This is a genomic window from Phyllobacterium pellucidum (assembly GCF_013327855.1).
Classification (GTDB): domain Bacteria; phylum Pseudomonadota; class Alphaproteobacteria; order Rhizobiales; family Rhizobiaceae; genus Phyllobacterium; species Phyllobacterium pellucidum.
In genome coordinates, this window is sequence record NZ_JABUMX010000006.1 from 167,344 (window position 1) to 190,296 (window position 22,953).

The 22,953-nt window shown below is 59.8% G+C and carries 21 protein-coding genes; 13 read left to right on the plus strand and 8 right to left on the minus strand.

Going from position 1 to position 22,953, the window contains the following annotated elements; genetic code table 11:
* Positions 1-72: 72 nt before the first annotated feature.
* From HQ945_RS20240 to HQ945_RS20250, 3 genes are all read right to left on the minus strand, one after another.
* Positions 73-1,314 (minus strand): RNA polymerase sigma factor, encoded by a 1,242-nt coding sequence (locus tag HQ945_RS20240; RefSeq protein WP_113280445.1) that lies wholly within the window; start codon positions 1,312-1,314, stop codon positions 73-75.
* Positions 1,311-1,685: a YciI family protein gene (locus HQ945_RS20245; RefSeq protein WP_091951744.1), complete on the minus strand. Its 375-nt coding sequence runs from the start codon at positions 1,683-1,685 to the stop codon at positions 1,311-1,313. The genes HQ945_RS20240 and HQ945_RS20245 overlap by 4 nt, the downstream gene beginning before the upstream one ends.
* 128 nt (positions 1,686-1,813) lie before the next feature.
* Positions 1,814-2,227 carry an SH3 domain-containing protein gene (locus HQ945_RS20250; protein ID WP_113280481.1) on the minus strand — a complete coding sequence of 138 codons (414 nt, stop codon included), beginning with the start codon at positions 2,225-2,227 and terminating at the stop codon, positions 1,814-1,816.
* A gap of 156 nt (positions 2,228-2,383) precedes the next feature.
* On the opposite strand from HQ945_RS20250, the gene tam reads away from it, so the two are divergent.
* The 3 genes from tam (at position 2,384) to HQ945_RS20265 (ending at position 5,426) form a co-directional block, all read left to right on the plus strand.
* Positions 2,384-3,160, plus strand: coding sequence for a trans-aconitate 2-methyltransferase (tam, locus tag HQ945_RS20255; protein ID WP_343051284.1), 777 nt, complete (start codon positions 2,384-2,386; stop codon positions 3,158-3,160).
* A gap of 295 nt (positions 3,161-3,455) precedes the next feature.
* Entirely contained in the window at positions 3,456-4,748 is a 1,293-nt protein-coding gene (locus tag HQ945_RS20260; RefSeq protein WP_091924801.1) for an NCS2 family permease, read from the plus strand.
* Between the two features lie 72 nt (positions 4,749-4,820).
* A complete protein-coding gene (locus HQ945_RS20265) occupies positions 4,821-5,426 on the plus strand; it encodes a deaminase (RefSeq protein WP_113280447.1) in 606 nt (201 codons plus the stop codon).
* A 79-nt stretch (positions 5,427-5,505) separates the two neighbouring features.
* Here HQ945_RS20265 and HQ945_RS20270 read toward each other — a convergent pair whose 3' ends face one another.
* Both HQ945_RS20270 and puuE read right to left on the minus strand, forming a co-directional pair.
* Entirely contained in the window at positions 5,506-5,991 is a 486-nt protein-coding gene (locus HQ945_RS20270; protein ID WP_113280448.1) for an ureidoglycolate lyase, read from the minus strand.
* A gap of 10 nt (positions 5,992-6,001) precedes the next feature.
* Positions 6,002-7,420 (minus strand): allantoinase PuuE, encoded by a 1,419-nt coding sequence (puuE, locus tag HQ945_RS20275; RefSeq protein ID WP_113280449.1) that lies wholly within the window; start codon positions 7,418-7,420, stop codon positions 6,002-6,004.
* 174 nt (positions 7,421-7,594) lie between these two features.
* Between puuE and uraH the strand changes: the two genes are divergently transcribed.
* The 4 genes from uraH to xdhC are packed head-to-tail and all read left to right on the plus strand — an operon-like array spanning position 7,595 to position 12,647.
* Positions 7,595-7,957 (plus strand): hydroxyisourate hydrolase, encoded by a 363-nt coding sequence (gene uraH / locus HQ945_RS20280; RefSeq protein WP_091924810.1) that lies wholly within the window; start codon positions 7,595-7,597, stop codon positions 7,955-7,957.
* Positions 7,958-7,963: 6 nt separating this feature from the next.
* Complete coding sequence (gene xdhA / locus HQ945_RS20285) at positions 7,964-9,442, plus strand: xanthine dehydrogenase small subunit (RefSeq protein ID WP_113280450.1); 1,479 nt, start codon at positions 7,964-7,966, stop codon at positions 9,440-9,442.
* A 10-nt stretch (positions 9,443-9,452) separates the two neighbouring features.
* Positions 9,453-11,783 (plus strand): xanthine dehydrogenase molybdopterin binding subunit, encoded by a 2,331-nt coding sequence (xdhB, locus tag HQ945_RS20290; RefSeq protein WP_113280451.1) that lies wholly within the window; start codon positions 9,453-9,455, stop codon positions 11,781-11,783.
* Positions 11,784-11,789: 6 nt separating this feature from the next.
* Positions 11,790-12,647, plus strand: a complete 858-nt coding sequence (gene xdhC, locus HQ945_RS20295) for a xanthine dehydrogenase accessory protein XdhC (protein WP_174208441.1) — start codon at positions 11,790-11,792, stop codon at positions 12,645-12,647.
* 11 nt (positions 12,648-12,658) lie between these two features.
* Here xdhC and HQ945_RS20300 read toward each other — a convergent pair whose 3' ends face one another.
* Positions 12,659-13,573 carry a LysR family transcriptional regulator gene (locus HQ945_RS20300; RefSeq protein ID WP_027232847.1) on the minus strand — a complete coding sequence of 305 codons (915 nt, stop codon included), beginning with the start codon at positions 13,571-13,573 and terminating at the stop codon, positions 12,659-12,661.
* Positions 13,574-13,707: 134 nt separating this feature from the next.
* Here HQ945_RS20300 and HQ945_RS20305 point away from each other — a divergent pair, with 134 nt between their 5' ends.
* Together HQ945_RS20305 and guaD are read left to right on the plus strand one after the other, a co-directional pair.
* Positions 13,708-14,949, plus strand: coding sequence for a urate hydroxylase PuuD (locus HQ945_RS20305; RefSeq protein ID WP_174208442.1), 1,242 nt, complete (start codon positions 13,708-13,710; stop codon positions 14,947-14,949).
* Positions 14,946-16,298, plus strand: coding sequence for a guanine deaminase (gene guaD, locus HQ945_RS20310; RefSeq protein WP_174208443.1), 1,353 nt, complete (start codon positions 14,946-14,948; stop codon positions 16,296-16,298). The genes HQ945_RS20305 and guaD overlap by 4 nt, the downstream gene beginning before the upstream one ends.
* A 17-nt stretch (positions 16,299-16,315) precedes the next feature.
* On the opposite strand, the gene HQ945_RS20315 is transcribed toward guaD, so the two are convergent.
* Positions 16,316-17,146 (minus strand): IclR family transcriptional regulator, encoded by an 831-nt coding sequence (locus HQ945_RS20315; protein ID WP_174208444.1) that lies wholly within the window; start codon positions 17,144-17,146, stop codon positions 16,316-16,318.
* Positions 17,147-17,315: 169 nt separating this feature from the next.
* Here HQ945_RS20315 and gcl point away from each other — a divergent pair, with 169 nt between their 5' ends.
* From gcl to HQ945_RS20330, 3 genes are read left to right on the plus strand one after another with little or no spacing between them, the layout of a single operon-like run.
* Positions 17,316-19,100 (plus strand): glyoxylate carboligase, encoded by a 1,785-nt coding sequence (gene gcl / locus HQ945_RS20320; RefSeq protein ID WP_174208445.1) that lies wholly within the window; start codon positions 17,316-17,318, stop codon positions 19,098-19,100.
* Between the two features lie 31 nt (positions 19,101-19,131).
* Positions 19,132-19,947: a hydroxypyruvate isomerase gene (hyi, locus tag HQ945_RS20325; RefSeq protein WP_174208446.1), complete on the plus strand. Its 816-nt coding sequence runs from the start codon at positions 19,132-19,134 to the stop codon at positions 19,945-19,947.
* A 4-nt stretch (positions 19,948-19,951) separates the two neighbouring features.
* Positions 19,952-20,836, plus strand: coding sequence for a 2-hydroxy-3-oxopropionate reductase (locus HQ945_RS20330; protein ID WP_027232841.1), 885 nt, complete (start codon positions 19,952-19,954; stop codon positions 20,834-20,836).
* Positions 20,837-20,893: 57 nt separating this feature from the next.
* Here the strand turns inward: HQ945_RS20330 and HQ945_RS20335 are convergent, their stop codons facing one another.
* Positions 20,894-21,784, minus strand: coding sequence for an MBL fold metallo-hydrolase (locus HQ945_RS20335; protein WP_113280459.1), 891 nt, complete (start codon positions 21,782-21,784; stop codon positions 20,894-20,896).
* Positions 21,785-21,975: 191 nt separating this feature from the next.
* Between HQ945_RS20335 and HQ945_RS20340 the strand changes: the two genes are divergently transcribed.
* Positions 21,976-22,893, plus strand: a complete 918-nt coding sequence (locus HQ945_RS20340) for a PfkB family carbohydrate kinase (RefSeq protein ID WP_174208447.1) — start codon at positions 21,976-21,978, stop codon at positions 22,891-22,893.
* Positions 22,894-22,953: the final 60 nt, after the last annotated feature.

Below are 22,953 nucleotides of genomic sequence, written 5' to 3' on the forward strand. Positions count from 1 at the left end.
TCCTTGATTGATAAACCTCAACTCAAGGACGAACGAAAAGCCGCCAAACCGACAGCAACTGAAACAGATTGTCTAGCCTTCGGCGAGCCTGTCGAGATGCATCCTGATATGGGCCGCTTCGGCCGCCGTATTCGCCAGCGAAATTGCATGATTGAAAGCTTCGCGTGCTTCCTTGGTACGTCCGACCTTCATCAACAGGCCGCCCTTGACGCCGAAGAAGTGGAAGTAGCCTGAAAGTCTTTCCTCCAGCGGCTCGATCAAGGCAAGCGCGGCTTCCGGCCCCTTCACCTTCGCGACGGCAACGGCCCGGTTGAGAGTAACAACTGGCGAAGGGGTCAGCCGTTCGAGCGCGGCGTAAAGCAGATCGATTTCCGTCCAGTCGGTATCCTCGGCCCGCGCGGCCCTCGCGTGCAGCGCGGCAATCGCCGCCTGGATCTGATAGGGACCGGGGCTTCGATGGCGCATCGCCTTGTCAATCAATGCGAGGCCCTCGGCGATCATCTTGCTGTTCCACAGGCGCCTGTCCTGATCTTCGAGAAGAATGACCGCGCCGTCGGCGTCGAAGCGGGCGGCACTACGCGCACTTTGCAGAAGGAGGAGGGCGGTGAGCCCCATGATTTCAGGTTCGGCCGGGAAGAGGCGCAGCAGCAGCCGCCCCAGCCTTATGGCCTCATCGCAGAGCGGGAAACGCGCCTGCTGCTCATGGCCGCCAGCCGAATAGCCTTCGTTGAAGATAAGGTAGACCATGGCGGCAACGACCGCGAGCCGTTCGGAACGCTCGACGGGCCCTGGCGTTTCGAACGGAACATCGCCGCTGCCGATACGAGATTTCGCCCGGGTGATGCGCTGTTCCATGGCGCTCTCGCTAACCAGAAATGCGCGCGCAATTTGCCGGACGGACAGCCCGGAAACGATGCGCAGGGCAAGCGGGATCTGCTGGGTTGCCGGAAGATCGGGATGGCAGCAGATAAAGAGTAGTCGCAATATATCGTCGCGGTAGTCGGAATTGTCGATCTTCTCGGCAATCGCGGTCTCGCGGTCGCCAAGGTCTGACAGCAATTCCTCGGGCGGCAGCGGCTGTTGCTTCGCCTGACGCCTGACGCCATCAATGGCGCTATTACGCCCAACGAAGATCAGCCAGGCTGTGGGATCGCGAGGCGGCCCGTTCGTCTGCCAGTTTTTCAAGGCACGCAGGCATGCCTCCTGAAAGGCTTCTTCGGCGATATCGAGATTGCGGAAATAACGCAGCAGCGCACCCACCGCCTGGGGGCGGGCGGCCGTCAATGCTGCGTCGATCCAGCACCCTTCGCTCATGTCAGATCGACTCCGGGCCGGAAGATGGAGACAGGGCGTATTTCGTAGGAACCGGTGCCCGGATTGGCGACGGCAAGATCCTTTGCCGTGTCGATGGCCTCTTCGAGCGATGCGCACTCAATAATGTAGAAACCGAGCAATTGCTCCTTGGTCTCGGCAAATGGGCCATCGATGATAATCGGCTCGTCACGGCCCTTGCGCAGCGTCGTTGCCGCAGTCGTCGGTAAGAGACGCGCGACGGGCCCGAGCCGGCCCTGCTCCCTGAGCTTGTCCTGGACTTTGCCAAGCCGCTCCATGACGGCATCGTCCTCTTCCTTGGTCCAGGCGCCGACGACATCCTCGGGATTGTAGCAAAAAATGGCGTAGAGCATTCGCGTTCGTTCCTCTCTGAGTGATGACGAACAGGTAACGCCAATCCCGACAGCGGGTCGAGAATTTTATGCGATTTCAGTCGAATAAACCCTGATGCGCCGCCAGCGCGACCAGCCGGTCGCTTGCATTACGGACAGGGGTAGCCCGGCGCGATCCGGCAGTTCGGCCGGGGCCGATAATAGGGTGGCGGCGGACGGTATGCAGGCGGGCGATAATATGGAGGCCGGTAGGGCGGCCTGACGACGATCGTCGGCTGGATGACGACTGCCGGCGGACGCGTCGAAACGGCGCGATCGATGTAGTTGACCGACAGCCAGCCGCGCAGCCCCTGATAGCCGACGCGGCACCAGCTGCCTTCGCAAGCGAGAACATCGACCCGCAACCCTGGCGCGAGAGTCGCGACTTTTGCGTAGCCGGTGCCCGGACCCGTTCGAATGTTCACGTTGCCCGTTGTATAGGCGGTGTAGGCAGCAGCATAAGCGGGCCAGGCGAGAACGCCGAAGCAAATGAAAATAATCGACAGAATCCGTTTATGCGTCATCGCCGCTTCCATCCCGGTTGCTACAACTTCTGTTTGCAATGAGGTTCTGTTTTGCTGAGCTTGTCCAGCCGGTTCCGGCCTGTGATCGATAATGGCTGTAATCTCGGGACCCTTCGGATATCCTGCAGTCGAATCTTTGAAACGGAGGCGCCAAAAGTGGCAAAGGCTGTGTGGTCGCCAGACCAGTATCTGAAATTCGAAGACGAGCGGACGCGCCCGGCCAATGACCTGCTGACCGCTATTTCCAATCAGGACGTAAAGCGGGCAGTGGATCTTGGCTGCGGTCCGGGCAATTCGACCGAGCTCCTCGTCAAACGATATCCGGGTGCGGTCATTGCCGGCATCGACTCGTCTGCGGAAATGATCGAGCAGGCAAAACGTCGCCTTCCGGACCTGTCATTCGCCGTGGCCGATATCGACGCCTGGCAACCTGGGGAGAAGGTTGACCTGCTCTATGGCAATGCCGTCATGCAATGGCTGCCAGATCACGACCAGCTCTTTCCGCGGCTGCTCGGCTTCCTCAATAAGGGGGGCTCGCTGGCCTTGCAGATGCCCGACAACCTCGAGCAACCCACTCACGTGGGGATGCGCGAGGTGGCGAAGGAGGGCGCCTGGGCCAAGAAGATGGCGCAGGCCGATCTTTCCCGCACCAGGGTTGGCGACACCTCATTCTACTATCAGTTGTTGCGGCCATTGGCGCAACGCGTCGATGTCTGGCGCACGACCTACCATCATCCCCTGCAAGGTCTTGATGGGATTATCGAATGGTTCAAGGGTTCTGGCCTGCGTCCTTATCTTGCGGCGCTTGACGAAGACGAGCGTTTGCGTTTTCTTGAGAAGTACAGGGAGCGCATCGCCCCGTATTATCCCCTTATGCGCGATGGCACGGTCTTATTGCCTTTCCCGCGCCTGTTCATCGTGGCAACGCGCTGAACGAGTCTTGAATCTCCAAGGCTGACGGCATTTTCTTTGGCTTTCGAAATCAAGAATTTATTGAAGGTGTTTCGCAAATGAATGCGGAATGGGCACCTAGCATCCATTGAGCGAAAAACGCACAATCGGCTTTGCGGTGGCGACACCGGGAGAATGATGCGCGTGCAGATGAGTGCACGACGATCATTTTTTCAAGTGGAGAACTATTGAAAATCAGAACGGATGCCATGCTTTCTGGTGCATAAACGCACCGGGCGGTAGCCGGAGACTCGGCGTTTTGCCAAGGGGAGGAACAATGCTCGACAGGCTTTTCAAGCTCAAAGGCCACAACACGTCCGTGCGCACGGAAGTGCTGGCCGGTATCACGACATTCCTGACGATGTCGTACATCATCTTCGTCAATCCAGAGATCCTGTCCTCGACCGGCATGGACCGCAACGCCATATTCGTGGCGACCTGTATCGCGGCCGCCTTGGGCTCTGCCGTCATGGCCCTGGTCGCTAACTGGCCGATCGGCATGGCGCCGGGCATGGGTCTCAATGCCTTCTTCGCCTTTACGGTGGTCGGGGCCATGGGCTTCACCTGGCAGCAGGCGCTCGGCGCCGTATTCATCTCCGGCTGTATCTTCCTGCTACTGACGGTAACCGGGGTGCGCAGCTGGCTCGTCGCCGGCATTCCCAAATCGCTGCGCAGCGCGATCGCGGCCGGTATCGGTCTGTTCCTTGCCTTTATTGCCCTTAAGACTTCAGGCATCGTCGTTGCCAATCCGGCAACATTCGTTGGCCTGGGTCATCTCGGCGCGACGGGCACGCTGCTTGCAATTCTCGGCTTCTTCATCATTGCCGCGCTTGACGCCATGAAGGTACGTGGATCGATCCTCATCGGCATTCTCGCCGTGACGGTCCTGTCGGTGCTGCTCGGCGTCAGCGAATTCAAGGGCGTCTTCTCTGCACCGCCGAGCCTTGCGCCGACATTCCTGCAGCTTGATGTTCTGGGCGCACTGCATACGGGTTTCCTGCAGGTGATCCTCGTCTTCGTTCTGGTTGAAGTCTTCGATGCCACCGGTACACTTATCGGCGTCAGCAAACGCGCCGGCCTCATCGAAGAAGGCAAACCGAACAATCTTGGCCGCGCTCTCTTTGCCGACAGCACCGCGATCGTTGCCGGTTCTCTTCTCGGCACCAGCAGCACCACGGCCTATGTCGAGAGCGCGTCCGGTGTTCAAGCTGGCGGACGTACAGGCCTTACGGCACTGACGATCGCCGTTTTGTTCCTTGCTGCCCTGTTCATTGCGCCGCTCGCTGCATCCGTGCCGGGCTATGCAACCGCGCCCGCGCTGCTCTATGTCGCCGGCCTCATGATGCATGAGCTCGTTGACATCGAATGGCGCGACGTGACTGAATCGACGCCGGCTGCCCTGACCGCGTTGATGATACCGTTCACCTACTCGATCGCCAACGGTCTCGCATTCGGCTTCATCAGCTATGTCGTGCTGAAGACGCTGACCGGACGCGTAAGCTCGATCCATCCCGCGACATGGCTCGTAGCTATCCTCTTTGTCGTGCGGTTCGCCCTGTTCCCGGTCTAACAGTGCAACCTGGTCCGGTCGCAATTCAGCGGCCCGGATCAGGTCGTTTCAACCCGAAAAGAAAGACCAAAAATGCCATCAGAAACTTCAACCACAAAGGTGCTCGACGCATTGCTCGATGCAATGGAACAAAAGATCATTCCGATGACGGAGAAGGGCGTTGCGGCCGGAAACAAGATTTTCGGCGCGGCGCTCTTGCGCAAATCGGATCTGTCGGTCGTCTTGGCCGAAACCAACAACGAGACGGAAAATCCGCTCTGGCATGGCGAAGTCCATACGCTGAAGCGGTTCTACGAGGTCGATGGCGACAAGCGCCCGGATTCCCGCGATCTCATTTTCCTGTCGACGCATGAGCCATGTTCGATGTGCCTTTCGGCGATCACCTGGGCCGGCTTCGACAATTTCTACTATTTCTTCAGCCATGAAGATTCCCGCGATGCCTTCGCCATTCCGCATGACCTGAAGATCCTGAAAGAGGTCTTCACGCTGGAGCCCGGCGGCTATAACGCCGAAAACGCCTTCTGGAAGAGCTATTCGATCCACAAGCTGATTGCGCAGCAACCGGAACCGGATCGGCCGAGGTTGCAGGAGCGGGCCGCTTCGATCGCGCGCAAGTATGATGATCTGTCTGCGCAGTACCAGGCGAGCAAGGGCGGCAATTCGATCCCGCTCAACTGACCCATCCGATTACAAAAGAAGGCCGCCCGTGTGCGTTCGTGCGGCCTTTCTGTTTAAAGGGCAGGGCATGCTCTCTCGATCAGCGGACCAGGAACGGCTCCGCATAGAAGTGTTCTTCGAGGTTGATCCCGTCGCCGCCGCGGTCGATCACGACGAAGTCGCTTTCACCGCCAAGCGGCGTGAGGATGCCGTGCCAGACGTTGCGGTGAATGTTCACGCCCTGGCCCGGAGAAGTGATGAAGGCGACAGGATCGCCGGGTCCGCCACGCCCGTCATGCGCAGCAACCACCAGGAACGGATTGGCCGAGAGCGGCACGAAAGCCTGGCTCCCGAACGGGTGGCGTTCAACCATGCCAAGCTCCAGCGGCAGTTCGTAAGGCTTGCCGCGCAGGAGGCTGATGAGCGTGTGGGCGTTGTCACCCGTGGTCTCGACCTTGGCAAGGTCATGGTAGCGGGTGCACATGCCGTGATTGATGGGAAAGCTGTGCGCGCCTTCCCTCTCGATGACGTCCCCGAAAGGTGCAAAGGCTTCCCGCGTCAGTTTCTGGATCAGTATTTCACGCATCGGCCCGCCCTCAGTCCGGCAACATGTCGCGCAGCCGCAGCAGGGCAATCTTTTCGACCTGGCGGCAGGCTGTGTTGAACTCGGTTTCGCGATCATTGGCGATGCGGGCCTGGAACGCTTCGAGGATCTCTTGCTTGTTCAGTCCCCGCACAGCGATGATGAAGGGAAAGCCGAACCGCCTGACGTAGTCGGTGTTCAATTTCGTGAATTCGGCCCGTTCCGCGTCGGTCAGGGCGTCGAGCCCCGCGGAAGCCTGTTCCTGCGTCGAACTTTCGGTCAGGCGCTTTGCCTGCGCCAGTTTGCCGGCAAGATCGGGGTGGGCATTGAGGACGGCGAGCCTTTCCTCTTGCGTGCCCATGCGAAACACTGTGCGCAGTGCCGCATGCAGCCCGGATGCCGTGTCGTGGGCGGGCGAAAGCTCCCCGGCAAAAGCCCGGCGGGCAATCCACGGCGAATGTTCGAATACGCCGCCGAAGCGGTCGACGAAGGTCGTTTCGTCAAGTGCGGATGGGCGCGCGGCTTGGGGATTGTAGGGATGGGTGGCGGCCCAATGTTGCGCGATGTCGACGCGGCGGGCGAGCCACACTTTTTCATGGGATTGTACGTAGTCGATGAAACGTGCGAGCGCGGCGATGCGGCCAGGACGGCCGATGAGCCGGCAATGCAGGCCGATGCTCATCATCTTGGGCGAGCCCGCCGCGCCTTCTGCATAGAGCGTATCGAAACTGTCCTTCAGATAGGCGAAGAACTGATCGCCAGAGTTGAACCCTTGTGGGGTCGCGAAGCGCATGTCGTTGGCGTCGAGCGTATATGGGACTACCAGCTGCGACTTGCCGTTGTGCTCGTACCAGTAGGGCAGGTCATCGGCATAGGAATCGGAAACATAGTCAAAACCGCCTTCGTCGGTGACAAGATCGACGGTATTGACCGACGTTCGGCCGGTGTACCAGCCCTTGGGCCGCTCGCCGGTTGCGGCAGTGTGGATGCGGATCGCCTCCAGCAGGTGCTCGCCCTCGGCCTCCGGCGTGAAATCCCTGTAGTCGATCCATTTCAGCCCGTGCGAGGCGATTTCCCAATCCGCATCGAGCATCGCCGTAACCTGGGCCGGTGAGCGCTGCAACGCCGTGGCGACGCCATAGACGGTGACGGGTACATTTTTCGAGGTCAACAGCTCATGCAACCGCCAGAAACCGGCGCGTGCGCCATATTCGTAGATGGACTCCATGTTCCAGTGGCGCTGGCCCTGCCAGGGCTGCGCGCCCACAATCTCCGACAGGAAGGCCTCGGACGCGGCATCGCCATGCAGGACACAGTTCTCGCCGCCTTCCTCGTAATTGACAACGAACTGAACGGCGATGCGCGCATCGCCAGGCCAATTCGCGCGCGGCGCTTTTCCGCCATAACCATGCATGTCGCGGGGATATCTCACAGAATTCTCCTCCTCAGTCCTTCACTCCGTTTTCTGATTACTCAAATTACCGGCGAAGCATTCCCCCTGAAAAATTTGAAAGTCCCTTTACCAAGCTCCGGCTACCCCGCGAGCACGCCAAACGACAAACTGAGTGTTGGATATTTTAAGAAGTTCTCCACGGGAGGAGGAACGATGCATTCTCACAACGATGCGACCGGGCGCTTGACGACCCATGTGCTCGACACGGCGAGCGGCAAACCAGCCGCCGGACTCAAGGTCGATCTCTATCGCATCGAAGGCGATACGCTGCAGCCTTTGCACAGCACCCTTACCAACGATGATGGCCGCTGCGACAGTCCATTGCTTTCGGGTGGGAGCATGCGTTCAGGGGCGTACGAGCTTCGTTTTCATGTCGGCGCCTATTTCGGCGGCCGAGAAGAGACGCCGTTTCTCGACGTCGTGCCGATCCGCTTCGGCATAGACGACGAAAAGGCGCACTATCATGTGCCGCTGCTTGTGGCGCCCTTTGCCTATTCGACCTATCGCGGGAGCTGACGCGTCATGGCTAGCAAGATCCGCAATTGCGTCCGCTTTGTGCTCAACAGCACCCTCGTCGAACTCAGCAATATCGCTGCTACCGAAACCCTGCTCGATTTCCTTCGCCTCGGCCGGAAGCTGCGTGGCACCAAGGAAGGGTGCGCGGAAGGCGATTGCGGCGCGTGCACGGTGCTCGTCGGCCGGCTGCTCGATGGCAGGCTCAAATATGAGTCGGTCAATGCCTGCATCCGTTTCGTCGCTTCACTCGATGGATGCCATGTGGTGACCGTCGAGGCGCTCGCGGCCAAGGATGGCAGCCTCCATCTCGTCCAGCGCGCCATGGTCGACACGCATGCATCGCAGTGCGGATTCTGCACGCCGGGTTTCGTCATGTCGCTTTACGGCCTCTGGATGGAAGATCCGCATCCCGGCGTCGAGGCCATCGAAAAAGCTCTGCAGGGCAATCTTTGCCGCTGCACCGGCTATGCCGCGATCATTCGCGCCGCCGAGAGTATTTCGGCGGCGGGCGATGCCAGCAAGGATCCACTCGTCACCGAACGAGCGCGCATTACGGAGCAATTGCTCGCCCTCAAGGACAACAAGCGCGTTGCCATCGGGGAAGGCAAGCAACAGCTCATTGTCCCGGCAAATGCCGACGATCTCGCTGACGCGCTCGAAGCCCATCCTGGTGCCACGATCGTTGCAGGTTCGACTGATGTCGGCCTTTGGGTGACCAAGTTCATGCGCGATATCGGCCCGGTCGTATTCCTGTCGCGGGTCGACGATTTGCGCCAGATCACAGAGGAGCCGAACCATCTCGTCCTCGGCGCGGGCGTCACCTATACCGAGGCCTATCCAGCCATCACCCGCCATTTCCCGCAGCTGAAGGAGTTGTGGAACAGGATCGGCGGCGAGCAGGTCCGCAATATGGGGACGGTGGGCGGTAACGTCGCCAATGGTTCGCCCATCGGCGATACGCCGCCCGCACTTATCGGTCTTGGCGCTTTCGTCGAACTGCGCAAGGGCAATGTCAGGCGTTCGGTTCCAATAGAGAAATACTTCATCGAGTACGGCAAACAGGATCGTACCCCTGGCGAGTTCGTCGAAGCCATTCGCATTCCACGCCTCGCGTTTGATGATCTCTTTGCCGTCTACAAGATATCGAAGCGGCTCGACGAGGACATCTCGTCCGTATGCGGCGCTTTCCGGGTCCGGCTCGACCAGCAGGGACGCGTCGAGAGTGCAGTGATCGCCTTCGGCGGCATGGCCGGTACGCCGAAGCGTGCCGCTGCAGTCGAGCAGGCTCTGGTGGGTGCGATATGGGACGAGGCATCGATTGAGGCTGCGATCCAGCAATTCCCGCAGGATTTCACGCCGCTGACGGATTGGCGCGCTTCCGCCGATTACCGGATGCTGACCGCGAAAAACCTCTTGCGGCGCTTCTATCTTGAATCCGCTGGTGAGAAGCGCGTGCGGTTGAACCGCTACGCCGTGGCTGGTTGAGGAGGATGCGATGAATTCGATACAACCGATCACAAGCATCCGTGGTGGCGTCCACGAGAAACTGCCGCATGAGTCCGGTCACAAACATGTCGCGGGTACCGCCGAATATATCGACGACATGCCCGAACCGGCTGGCACGCTCCACGCCTATCTTGGCTTGTCGCAGCGGGCACATGCCGAGATTGTCTCGATCGATCTCGATGCGGTCGCTGCCTGCGAAGGTGTAGTCGGCGTGCTTACCGCGGACGACATTCCCGGGCACAACGATGTGAGCCCTGCCGGCAAGCACGACGATCCGGTTTTTGCGGTTGGCAAGGTCGAGTTCCATGGTCAACCGATTTTCGCCGTCATCGCCGAAACCCGGCAGATGGCGCGCCAGGCCGCCACAAAGGCGAAGATAGAATATCGCGATCTGGACCACGTTACGGATGTTCTCGAGGCGGAGAGGGCCAACTATCCCCTTGTTATCGATCCGCTGAAACTCGAACGCGGCGACATTCTCGCGGCCATGTCCAAGGCAAGGAATCGCCTCGTGGGCGAGATGCGCATCGGGGGACAGGATCATTTCTATCTCGAAGGTCATATATCCTTCGCCATTCCCGCCGAGGACGACGAGGTTATCGTCTATTCCTCGACCCAGCACCCGAGCGAGACCCAGCACATGGTCGCTTACGTTCTCGGCGTCCCGTCGAATGCCGTCACGGTCAATGTGCGGCGCATGGGCGGCGGTTTCGGCGGCAAGGAAACGCAGGCCAATCTTTTTGCTGCCGCCGCAGCGATTGCTGCCAAGAAATACAACCGCGCCGTCAAGATACGCCCTGACCGCGATGACGACATGGTTGCGACCGGCAAGCGCCACGACTTCCACGTCGCCTACGAAATCGGGTTTGACGATGAAGGCCGGATCGAGGCCGTAGACGCGACCTATTCGGCCCGCTGCGGTTTCTCCGCTGATCTGTCGGGACCAGTGACGGACCGCGCGCTCTTTCATGCCGACAATTGCTATTTCTATCCGCATGTCCGGCTTCGCTCGCGCCCGTTGAAGACCAATACGGTCTCCAACACCGCCTTTCGCGGTTTCGGCGGTCCCCAGGGAATGGTCGGGGGCGAGCGCATGATCGAGGAGATCGCCTATGCGCTCGGCAAGGATCCGCTCGACATCCGCAAAGCCAATTTCTATGGCGGCGAAGGCAGGAACGTCACGCCTTACCACCAGACGGTCGAGGATAACATTATCCCGCAGATCGTGGCGGAACTCGAGGAATCGTCCGATTACGCTGCACGGCGCGCGGCCATTCTCAATTTCAACCGCGAGAGCCGCATCATCCGCAAGGGCATCGCGCTGACGCCGGTGAAATTCGGCATTTCGTTCACCAAGACCGAATATAATCAGGCAGGCGCGCTCGTTCACGTCTATGCCGATGGCTCGATCCATCTAAACCATGGCGGCACGGAAATGGGGCAGGGGCTCTATACCAAGGTTGCGCAGGTGGTGGCGGACGAGTTCCAGGTCGATCTCAACCGCATCAAGGTCACTGCGACGACGACGGCGAAAGTGCCGAATACCTCTGCGACAGCGGCCTCGTCGGGCTCTGACCTCAACGGCATGGCTGCCGCAAATGCGGCCCAGCAGATCAAGGCGCGGCTTGTCGATTTCGCTGTCGAGAAATTTGGCGTTGCGAAGCAAGAGGTTTTCTTCGAGCCGAACATGGTGCGGGCCGGCGACAATCTCGTTCCCTTCAACGAGTTCATCAGGGCTGCCTATGGCGCGCGCGTGCAACTTTCCGCAGCCGGATTCTACAAGACGCCGAAGATACATTGGAACCGGTCCGAAGGTCGCGGGCGCCCGTTCTACTATTTCGCTTACGGTGCATCGGTATCGGAAGTCAGCATCGATACCTTGACGGGCGAGTATCAGGTCGACCGGACGGATGTCCTTCACGATGTCGGGCGCTCGCTCAATCCGGCGCTCGATCTTGGCCAGGTGGAAGGCGCCTTCGTGCAGGGCATGGGCTGGCTGACCACCGAGGAACTCTGGTGGGATGCCAAGGGACGGCTGCGCACCCACGCGCCATCGACCTACAAGATCCCGCTGGCCTCCGATCGACCACGCCAATTCAATGTCAACCTCGCCAGCTGGTCCGTAAACCGCGAAGAGACGATCCGCCGTTCGAAGGCAGTGGGCGAGCCGCCATTCATGCTGGCGATCTCGGTGCTGGAAGCGCTGTCGATGGCGGTGGCGAGCGTTGCGGACTATCGCCTGTCGCCGCGTCTCGACGCGCCGGCAACGCCCGAACGCGTGTTGATGGCTGTCGAGCGGTTGCGGGAAGCTGAGAGGTGATTTTCCATGCCAAGCAATCGCGACGATATCAGGGATTTCCTCAACCGGCGCAAACGTGTCGTCCTCGTTGAGGTAAAGGCGGCCGATGGCTCGACGCCGCGGGACGCCGGCGCCTGGATGCTGGTGGCGCCGGATTGCATTTTCGGCACGATCGGCGGCGGCCAGCTGGAATACATAGCCATCGATCACGCCCGCCGTGCTTTGAAGCGCGGGAGCGAGATTGAGGCGCTGACCGTGCCGCTCGGTCCCGAAATCGGCCAGTGTTGCGGCGGTCGTGTTGCCCTCGACTTCAAGCCTGTCGACCGCGATGCCGCCGCCGCGCTTGTTGAAAAGGTCGACCGCGAAATCGCCCAGCGCCCGCATGTCTATGTCTTCGGCGCCGGCCATGTCGGTGACGCGCTGGCCATGGCGCTTTCGCTGGTGCCGCTCCGGGTCATTCTGGTCGACACGCGCGAAGAAGAATTGTCTGCCTCACAGGTGCCGGGTGTCGAGACCTGCCTGACCGCCATGCCTGAAGCGCTCGTGCGCGACGCGCCGGAGGGGAGCGCCTTCGTCATCCTGACCCATGATCATGCGCTCGACTTCCTCATCGCTGCCGAAGCGCTCGCCAGAAGCGACGCTTCCTATGTCGGCATGATCGGATCGAAAACGAAGCGTGCGGCATTCCGCAACTGGCTGACGCGGGAAGTCGGCCGCCCCGAGGTCTTTGAGAGGCTGGTTTGCCCTGTGGGCGGTACAGCCGTCAAGGACAAGCGTCCCCCGGTCATTGCTGCGCTCGCAGCCGCGGAGGTCATGACGGCCGCGCTTAACTACCGGCAACGGAACGCCAGCGTCGCCAGCATCAAATTGCGCGTCCCGGCCTGACCGGTCGAGGCTTATTTCAGCATTTCCGTAACGAGGCGCTGGCAGCGCTCGGTCATGAAATCGATCATCAGCCGAACCTTCGGATCCTGGAAGCGTTTGTGCGGATAGATCGCAGCAAGCTGGATGCTCGCCGGCGGCGTGTCTTCGAGGATGGGTACCAGTTCGCCGTCGTTGAGATGGCTTTTCACTTCGAAAAGCGGCTTGTTGATGATCCCGCGCCCGTCGAGCGCCCAGCGTGTCAGAACATCGCCATCGTCTGAATCATAAGGTCCGCTGACCTCGAGCTTGCGCAAGCCTTCGGGCGTCTGCAGCGTCCAATAGTACTCCTTGGACCCCGGATAGCGCAGAAGCAGGCAGTCGTGATGGTCGGCAATAAGATCATCCGGGGTCGTCGGGATTCCGCGCCTGGCAAGATATTCCGGCGAGGCGCAGATTACCCGCTCGCAATTCATGATGCCGCGCATGCGCAGGTTGGAATCCTCAAGGATACCCAGCTTGAAAGCAACGTCGACGCCCTCGCTCATGATGTCGATGTTGTGGTCGGAAAGACGCAGGCGCACTTCAATGTCGGGGTACTTGTCATGGAATTCGGGAATGCCTGACGCGATGAGCCGCCTGCCTATGCCGAGCGGCGCGGTAATTCGGATCGCGCCTTTCGGTTTCTTGGCAAGATCGGCGATGGCCGCTTCCGCCTCGTTGATCGCCTCGATGATCTTGACGGCGCCATCGTAGAATACTCGGCCGTGTTCGGTGGGTGTCAGCTTGCGCGTGGTACGATTGAAGAGGCGCACGCCAAGATGCCGCTCCAGCTCCTTGATGCGATTGCTCGCAACGGCCGGAGAGGCGCGCTGATCGCGTCCGGCGGCAGACAGGTTTCCGAGTTCGACGACACGAACGAAAACACGAAGGTTATCAAGGTACGACATTGTTTTCGCACAACCCCTACACTGCCCATTGATCTAGCATTTTAAAGTTTTTTTTGAAAGAGATGGGTGCATTAGCCGGTTTCCTCTTGGCATAGGCTTTGGCACATACTCTTCCGACTAAAAGGGAGAGCCACATGTACGAATACGCCGTCGCCTGGGAATGGTTGAATTTCGCCTTCCGCTGGTTGCATGTCATCACCGGTATCGCGTGGATCGGCTCGTCTTTCTATTTCGTCGCGCTCGATCTTGGCCTGCGTCAGCGTCCCGGGCTTCCGGCCGGGGCCTATGGCGAAGAGTGGCAGGTGCACGGCGGCGGCTTCTACCATATCCAGAAATATCTGGTTGCGCCGGCTCAAATGCCCGAGCATCTGACCTGGTTCAAATGGGAATCCTATGCAACCTGGCTGTCGGGCTTCGCGATGCTTTGCATCGTTTATTATGCCGGAGCCGACCTCTATCTGATCGACCCGCACGTCCTTGACGTATCGCGTCCGGTCGCCATTGCGATTTCGCTCGCCTCGATTTTCGGCGGCTGGGTCGTTTACGACACCATCTGCAAGTCACCGCTCGGCCGCAACGACACGCGGCTGATGGTTCTGCTCTATTTCGTTCTGGTCTTCATGGCCTGGGGCTATACCCACCTCTTCACAGGACGCGCCGCCTTCCTGCATCTAGGCGCCTTCACGGCGACGATCATGTCGGCCAACGTCTTCATGATCATCATTCCCAACCAGAAGAAGGTCGTTGCGGACCTGATCGCCGGCAAGACTCCGGATCCGGCGCTGGGCAAACAGGCCAAGCAGCGTTCCACCCACAACAACTACCTGACGTTGCCGGTGCTGTTCCTGATGCTGTCGAACCACTATCCGCTGGCATTCGGCACGAAATACAATTGGATGATCGCCTCGCTGGTCTTCCTGATGGGCGTCACCATCCGCCATTGGTTCAACACACGCCATGCCCGCAAGGGCGAGCCGACCTGGACGTGGCTGGCAACGGCAATTCTCTTCATCATCATCATGTGGCTCTCCACCGTACCCAAGGTTCTGTCGGGCGAGAGCGCGGAAGAAAAGCTCTCCGCCGTGCAGCAACCATTCGTCAGTGCCGAAGCCTTTCCAAAGGTTCGTGACACGGTGCTTGGCCGCTGCGCGATGTGCCACGCAAAGGAACCCGGCTGGGAGGGCATCATAACAGCGCCCAAGGGCGTGGTGCTTGAATCGGACGGGCAGATCGCCGCCCATGCCCGGGAGATTTATCTGCAAGCCGGCCGCTCGCATGCCATGCCGCCCGCCAATGTCAGCGGTATTACCGACGAGGAACGCAAGCTCCTCGTCTCCTGGTATGAGAGTGCCGTCAAGGGAGGAACCGTTCAGTGAACAAGCTCATTTTGCGCGGCCGTGTGCTGACATTCGTCGAGGAGCCCACCAGCATCGACGATCAGTCGGCCTATAATTATTTCGAAGATGGCGCGGTCCTGGTCGAGGACGGCAAGATCGTCGATGTCGGCGAATATGCCGCCATCGCCCCGGTTGCTGCCGATGCCAAGATCGTCGATCACCGCCCCAATCTTATCATGCCGGGCTTCATCGATACCCATCTGCACTTTCCGCAGACGCAGGCGATTGCCTCGTACGGCGCGCAGCTGCTCGAATGGCTCAACACCTATATTTTTGTCGAGGAACAGAAATTCTCGTCGACCGCCCACGCGGATTTCATCGCGGGACGGTTCATGGACGAATTGCTGCGCAACGGCACGACCTCGGCTGTGGCCTATTGCTCGGTGCACCGCGAAAGCGTCGATGCCTATTTTACGGCAGCCGAACAGCGTGGCATGCTGATGATCGGCGGCAAGGTGATGATGGATCGCAATGCGCCCGACGCGCTCCGCGACACGCCGCAGTCGGGCTATGACGATACCAAGGCGTTGATCGCCAAATGGCATGGACGCGGCCGCGCGCATTATGCCATCAGCCCGCGCTTTGCCATCACCTCGACGCCCCGGCAGATGGAAATGAGCCAGGCCCTGGTGCGCGAACATCCCGAATGCTACGTGCAGACGCACCTTTCGGAAAACCGCGACGAGATCGCGTTTGCGACCTCGCTCTATCCGTCGGCCAAGGACTACACCGATATTTACGCCGGATACTGCCTTCTCGGCGAAAAAATGCTGCTCGGCCATTGCATCTTCCTGTCGGATCGCGAAATTTCCGTGCTCGCCGAGACGAAGTCGGTCGCCGTTTTCTGTCCTACCTCAAATCTGTTCCTCGGCAGCGGCCTCTTTGACCGAGACCGCTTCCGTTCGCTCGGCGCACGCATTTCTGTCGCGACCGATGTCGGCGGCGGTACAAGCTTCTCGATGCTGGAGACGATGAGCGAAGCTTACAAGGTGCTGCACGTGCAGGGCCAGCGGCTGTCGCCATTTGCGTCCTACTACATGATGACGCTCGGCAATGCCCGCGCGCTCGGTCTCGAAGACCGCATCGGGTCCCTCCGGACCGGAGGCGATGCCGATATCGTCGTTCTTGACAGCAAGGCGAAGCCTGCGATGGAACTGCGCATGCGCACGGCAACGACGCTTGCCGAAGAGCTCTTCATCCTGCAGACGATGGGCGATGACCGCTCGGTCGCCGAAGTCTATGTCGCTGGCAAGCCGATGAAGAGCAGGATCGACACGGCCACGCCGCAGGTCAAGGCTCGGGCCTTGCCGGAGCTGCAGACCGCGTAGGCAGGTGCGGACGGGCCCTATAGTTCGTCCGGTCGGCGTCCGCCCATCGCCTTCGTCAATTCATCCGCTGTGCGGCGTATGACCGGCCCGAGCAGGTTGAGCTTTTCCTTGGGCAGGCGGACGGCGGGACCCGATACCGAAATCCCGGCAATGGCTTCGCCAAGTTCATTGAATAGCGGCGCAGCGATGCAGCGCATCCCGAGCGTGTGCTCCTCATCGTCGATCGACCAGCCGCGCGAACGGATGTGCTGGATATCTTTCAAGAGTGCCGGCAGCGTATCGAGCGTATGTGCTGTGAAGTGCGCGAGCGTCTTGCCTGTGAGCGCCTGGGCAATATCGGTATCCGACCAGGTCGAAAGAATTGCCTTGCCTATTCCCGATGCATGGATCGGCCCGCGCCGTCCGGGACGGAAGAAAGCCCGCATCGGCGCATGGCTTTCGATCTGCGAGATAAAGACAACGTCGCCTTCATCCTCGATGCCGACATTGGCCGTCTCGCCGCATTCGTCCATCAGCCGCTTGAGAAAGGGGCGGCTGATTGAACCCAGCTTGCGATAACGCAGAAAAGCGTTGCCGATCTCGAAGGCGCCAACGCCAATCGTCCAGTCACCTGATTCCGGATCATGGGTGAGCATGCCGTGATTGGCCAGCGAGGTCAGCAGCCGGTGGACAGTCGATGGCGCCATGCCGGTATGGTCCGCGAGATCCATCAGGGTCGACCCGTCCGCATCCGCGATGAGCTTGAGTAAGTGCAAGCTTCGATCCAAGACCTGAACGGAAGACGGCGCCGCGTTCTCATTCGCCTTGCGCCCCCGTTTCCCCTTTAATGACGTGCCCTGCAAAGCCATGCTCGCTGCGTGTCCCGTTTCGTGTGCCCTCATGTGCCATAGCTGCGCGCAGCCTATTTTACCAGTTTTATTGAAAATCTTTATTTCCATATGATGGAAGTGATTTCCATATTTTGGTTGTTAAGTGTCAGATATGGATTATGCTCTCATTGAATTTGGAGGAATGACAATGACAAAAATGCGTGCCGTCGATGCAGCAGTCCGTATTCTGGAAAAGGAGGGGATCGATTGCGCCTTTGGCGTACCGGGAGCTGCAATCAATCCGTTCTATTCCGCGCTGAAGGCGCGGGGCACTGTCCGCCACATCCTTGCGCGCCACGTCGAAGGCGCGTCGCACATGGCCGAGGGATACACCCGAGCGGAACATGGCAATATCGGTGTGTGCATCGGCACGTCAGGTCCAGCCGGAACCGACATGATCACCGGCCTCTATTCCGCTTCGGCCGATTCGATCCCAATTCTGTGCATCACCGGGCAGGCGCCGCGGGCCCGCCTCGACAAAGAGGACTTCCAGGCCGTCGATATTGCCTCGATCGCCAAGCCTGTCACGAAGTGGGCGGTGACGGTCATGGAGCCAGGCCTCGTTCCTTACGTTTTCCAGAAGGCCTTCCACATCATGCGATCGGGTCGTCCCGGTCCGGTGCTGATCGATCTGCCGATCGACGTGCAGCTGGCAGAAATCGAGTTCGATCCCGACACCTACGAACCGCTCGAAGCCTATAAGCCCGCAGCAATGCGGGCGCAGGTCGAAAAGGCATTGACGATGCTCAACCAGGCCGATCGGCCGCTGATCGTTGCCGGCGGCGGCATTATCAACGCCGACGCTTCCGACCTTCTGGTGGAGTTCGCCGAGATTGCCGGTGTTCCGGTCATCCCGACGCTGATGGGCTGGGGCACGATCCCGGACGATCATCCACTGATGGCCGGCATGTGCGGCCTGCAGACCTCGCATCGTTACGGCAATGCGACCATGCTCGCCTCCGACTTCGTGCTCGGCATCGGCAATCGCTGGGCGAACCGGCATACCGGCAACGTCTCGACCTATACGGAGGGACGCAAGTTCGTCCATGTCGATATCGAGCCGACCCAGATCGGTCGCGTTTTCTCGCCGGATTTCGGCATCGTTTCCGATGCAGGCAAGGCGCTGAAGCTGTTTCTCGACGTTGCGACCGAATGGAAAGCGGCAGGAAAGTTGCGTGACTGGTCGGCCTGGGCGGAGGAATGCCGCGGTCGCAAGCGCACCATGCTGCGCAAGACCCATTTCGACCAGACGCCGCTGAAGCCGCAGCGTGTCTACGAGGAAATGAACAAGGTGTTCGGCCGCGAGACCTGCTACGTGACGACCATCGGTCTCAGCCAGATCGCCGGCGCCCAGTTCCTGCACGTCTACAAGCCGCGCAATTGGATCAATTGCGGCCAGGCGGGCCCGCTCGGCTGGACCCTTCCGGCAGCACTCGGCGTGCGTGCGGCCGATCCAGATCGTCCGATCGTTGCGCTCTCCGGCGATTACGATTTTCAGTTCATGATCGAAGAGCTCGCAGTCGGCGCACAGCACAAGCTGCCCTATCTGCACGTCGTCGTGAACAATTCCTATCTCGGCCTGATCCGCCAGGCGCAGCGCGGCTTCGACATGGATTTCGAAGTGAGCCTCGCGTTCGACAATATCAATGCTTCAGGCGATGCCGAGAAGGGTTACGGCGTCGATCATGTCGCGGTCGCCGAAGGTCTCGGCTGCAAGGCGATCCGGGTCCGCAGCCCCAATCAGTTCGCCGAAGCTTTCCAGGAGGCGCAGGCGCTGATGGACGAGCACCGGGTTCCTGTGGTGATCGAGTTCATCCTCGAACGCGTGACCAATGTCGCCATGGGTCCCGATATCAACGCTGTCGTCGAGTTCGAAGACCTCGCCGAGCGCAATGAGGACGTGCCGACTGCGGTTGCCGCCTATCTCGACTGAACTTGCAATTTCATTTCTTCAGGAGGCATGAATGCCTAGATTTGCCGCCAATCTGACGATGCTTTTCAACGAAGTGCCGTTTCTCGAACGTTTCGCGCTTGCAAGCGAAGCCGGCTTTGAAGCCGTCGAATACCTCTTTCCCTACGACTATAATGTCGAGGAGCTGAAACAGGTCCTCGCCGATAACAATCTCATCCAGGTTCTGCATAATCTTCCGGCCGGCAACTGGGCGGCCGGGGAGCGCGGCATTGCCGTTCTCCCGGATCGCATCGACGAGTTCCGCCGGGGTGTTGCGACGGCAATCGACTATGCGACGGCGCTAGGCTGCAAGCAGATCAATTGCCTTGCCGGCATCGCTCCGAATGGCCTTTCCGAAGATGCGCTGCGCACCACTTTCGTGCACAATCTTCGCCTGGCCGCTCAGGAACTCGCGAAATACGATATTCGGCTGCTGATCGAACCGATCAACACCTACGACATTCCGGGGGTCTACCTCAACACGGTAGAACAGGCGGCCGCAATCATCGAAGAAGTCGGACGCGACAACCTCTTTATCCAATATGACCTCTATCACCAGCAGCGGACGCGCGGCGAACTCGTCGCAACGTATGAGCGCTACAAGCAACTGATAGCCCACGTCCAGTTGGCCGACAATCCGGGTCGTCACGAGCCGGGTACCGGAGAGATCAATTATCCCTTCGTCTTCAAGGCACTCGACGCTGCCGGCTATGACGGCTGGATCGGCTGCGAATACAAACCAAAAACGGAAACGCAACGCGGGCTTGGCTGGCTGAACGAAACATCAGCTGCCTACAAGCAGGCGGATATCATCAGGATGAGGAGCTGAGTAAATGGCTGACATAGGTTTCATTGGATTGGGTATCATGGGCACGCCGATGGCGCGCCACCTGCAGGACGCGGGGCATGTGCTCTACACGTCGAAATTCTTCATCGCCCCGAAGCAGGAACTCATCGACAATGGTCTCAAGATCGTCGAGAGCCCCAAGGCGCTTGCCGAACAGACTGACATTATCATCCTGATGCTCCCGGACACGCCGGAAGTGAAGGACGTTCTTTTTGGTGAAAACGGCGTCGTTCTCGGGTTGAAGCCGGGCAAGCTCGTCATCGACATGAGTTCGATCTCGCCGATCGAAACCAAGGAGTTTGCCAAAAAGGTGCGCGAGACGGGCAGCGAATACATCGATGCCCCGGTGTCGGGCGGCGAGGTCGGTGCCAAGGGTGCAACGCTCAGCATCATGGCCGGCGGCTCGCAGGAGGCTTTCGACCGCGCGCTGCCTCTCTTCAAGCTGATGGGCAAGAACATTACGCTGGTCGGGGATTGCGGCGATGGGCAGGTGACCAAGGTTGCCAACCAGATCATCGTTGCCCTGACCATCGAGGCGGTTTCGGAAGCGCTGGTCCTTGCCTCCAAGGCGGGGGCAGACCCGGCCCGGGTGCGCGAGGCACTGATGGGCGGTTTTGCCTCGTCGCGTATCCTCGAAGTGCATGGCGATCGCATGATCAAGCGCACCTTCGATCCGGGTTTCCGTATCTCGCTGCATCAGAAGGACCTCAATCTCGCCCTGCAGAGCGCGAAAACCCTGGGCGTTTCCCTGCCCAACACGGCGTCGACGCAGGAACTCTTCAACAGTTGCGCGGCCAATGGCGACAGTGGCCTCGACCATTCGGGTCTCGTTCGAGCGCTCGAGCGCATTGCGAATCACGAGGTCGCCTGAGACCTGCATCTTGGGGAGGAGCGAGGCTCGCTATCTTTGCGGTAGCGGGCCTCTTCGCTAATCCCACTTTGCGCCGTCGAGGGCGTCTAGCGGTATCTTCAGATAGCGCTTTCCGTTCGATTCCCGCGCCGGCAGTCGGCCGCCATTGATGTTGACCTGCAGCGCCGCAAGGATCAGTCGCGGCATAGGTAAGGTCTTGTCCCGCGACGTGCGCATCGCGACGAAATCAGCGGCGTCTCGGCATTTGGCTATATGCGTATTGCTCGCCTTCTGTGCGGCGACCGTACTTTCCCAAAGTGGTTCGCGTCCCCCTGGTTGATAGTCGTGGCCAACGAAAACACGCGTCTCGTCCGGCAATGCGAGAATCGCCTGGATCGATTGCCATAATTGTTCGGCGCTGCCCCCTGGAAAATCCGTACGGGCGGTGCCGCTGTCCGGCATGAACATCGTGTCGTGGATAAAGGCTGCATCGCCGATGACATAGGTGATTGAAGCCAGCGTGTGACCCGGCGAGAACATTACGCGTCCCTCTAGCGCCCCGATGTTGAAGCCTTCGCCCGCCGCAAACAGCTTGTCCCATTGCGAGCCGTCGGCCGGAAAGTCCGGCCAGTTGTAAAGCTTCTTCCATAGCTCCTGGACCTCGACGACGTGGTCGCCGATTGCCGTTGGCGCGCCGGTTTTCGATCGGAGATATTGAGCGGCGGAAAAATGATCGGCATGGGGATGGGTGTCGAGGATCCACGCGACCTTCAGGCTGTATCGGTCGATATATTCCAAGATTTGATCGGCATTGAACGTCGCGGTGGAACCTGATTTTTCGTCGAAATCCAGCACCGGGTCGATGATGGCGCAATGCTTCATCGACGGATCGCTGACCACATACTGGACTGAACTGGTTCGCTTGTCGAAAAGCGCGTAGACGACCGGTTTCAAGGCGGCCTCTTTCATTATGGCGATTCCCCCGTGAAAGTGGGACCAAGTGTCTCCGGTTTCGACGCGGAAAGTCAATTACCTCCAAGGGTTGTAGATCGCGAGCGACCCTGTTGCCAAGCACACCTTAGAAACGCTAACTGATGCCTGCCCGCGGGCGTCTCCCGGCGCAACATCGCTGCCAAACTTCATCTGTAAGGTTCCATTCCATGGCCAATGAAGCCACTCCGAAAATTCTCTGTGTGGGCGCGCTCACCATGGACACGATCTTCCGGCTGGACCGGCTGCCGCCCGGGCCCGGAAAGTATATTCCCCTGGAGGCGGTCGAAATTGCTGCCGGCATGGCATCGAGTGCAGCAGCCAGCATTGCGCGGCTAGGCGGCAGCGTCTCATTGTTCGCCTCGACGGGCGATGACGAGATCGGGCGGCGCGCCGTCGCCGAACTCACCGCCGAGGGCGTCGATTGCTCGCACGTGCGCAGCGTTGCCGATGCCCGTTCGGCGTTCTCGATATTCGTCGACGCGGCGGGCGAACGGGTGATCGTTCCCTATTACGATGCAGGATTGCTCCCCGCCCCGAGTGAAATCCCGCCGGTTATCGACGGCACCTTCGACGTTGTGATGACGGATGTTCGCTGGCCGCTTGCGGCGGCAAAGGTCCTGAAGGCAGCGCGCGAGGCTGAGGTCCATGGTATTCTCGACGCCGACACCGCTTCACTCGAAACGCTGGAAATGCTGCTGCCGCTCGCCTCGCACATCGTGGCTTCCGAGCCGGCCGCCGAACGGGTGACTGGCGAAAGCGATCCAGAAAAGGCGACCGTTGCGCTGGCCGCCCTTTATGGCCGCGATGGCGCGTTTGTGTCGGTGACTGCGGGTAACAAAGGCTCGTTCTGGTACGATGAACTTGAAGGGGAGGTGCGTCATATGCCCGCCTTCGAGGTGGATGTCGTCGATACGCTTGCTGCCGGTGACGTGTTCCACGGCACCTTTGCCTGGGCACTGTCGCGCAATTACCCAATCTATCAGATCATGCGCTTTGCCAGTGCCGCGGCTGCAATCAAGTGTTCCCGCTTCGGTGGCAGAAGCGGTGCGCCGACGAAAGCCGAACTCGACGCCTTCTTGACCTAGACGGGCACATTGGGGACGGGGGCGGACAAATCTACGCAAACGAAGGAAGCGCCAGCCTAA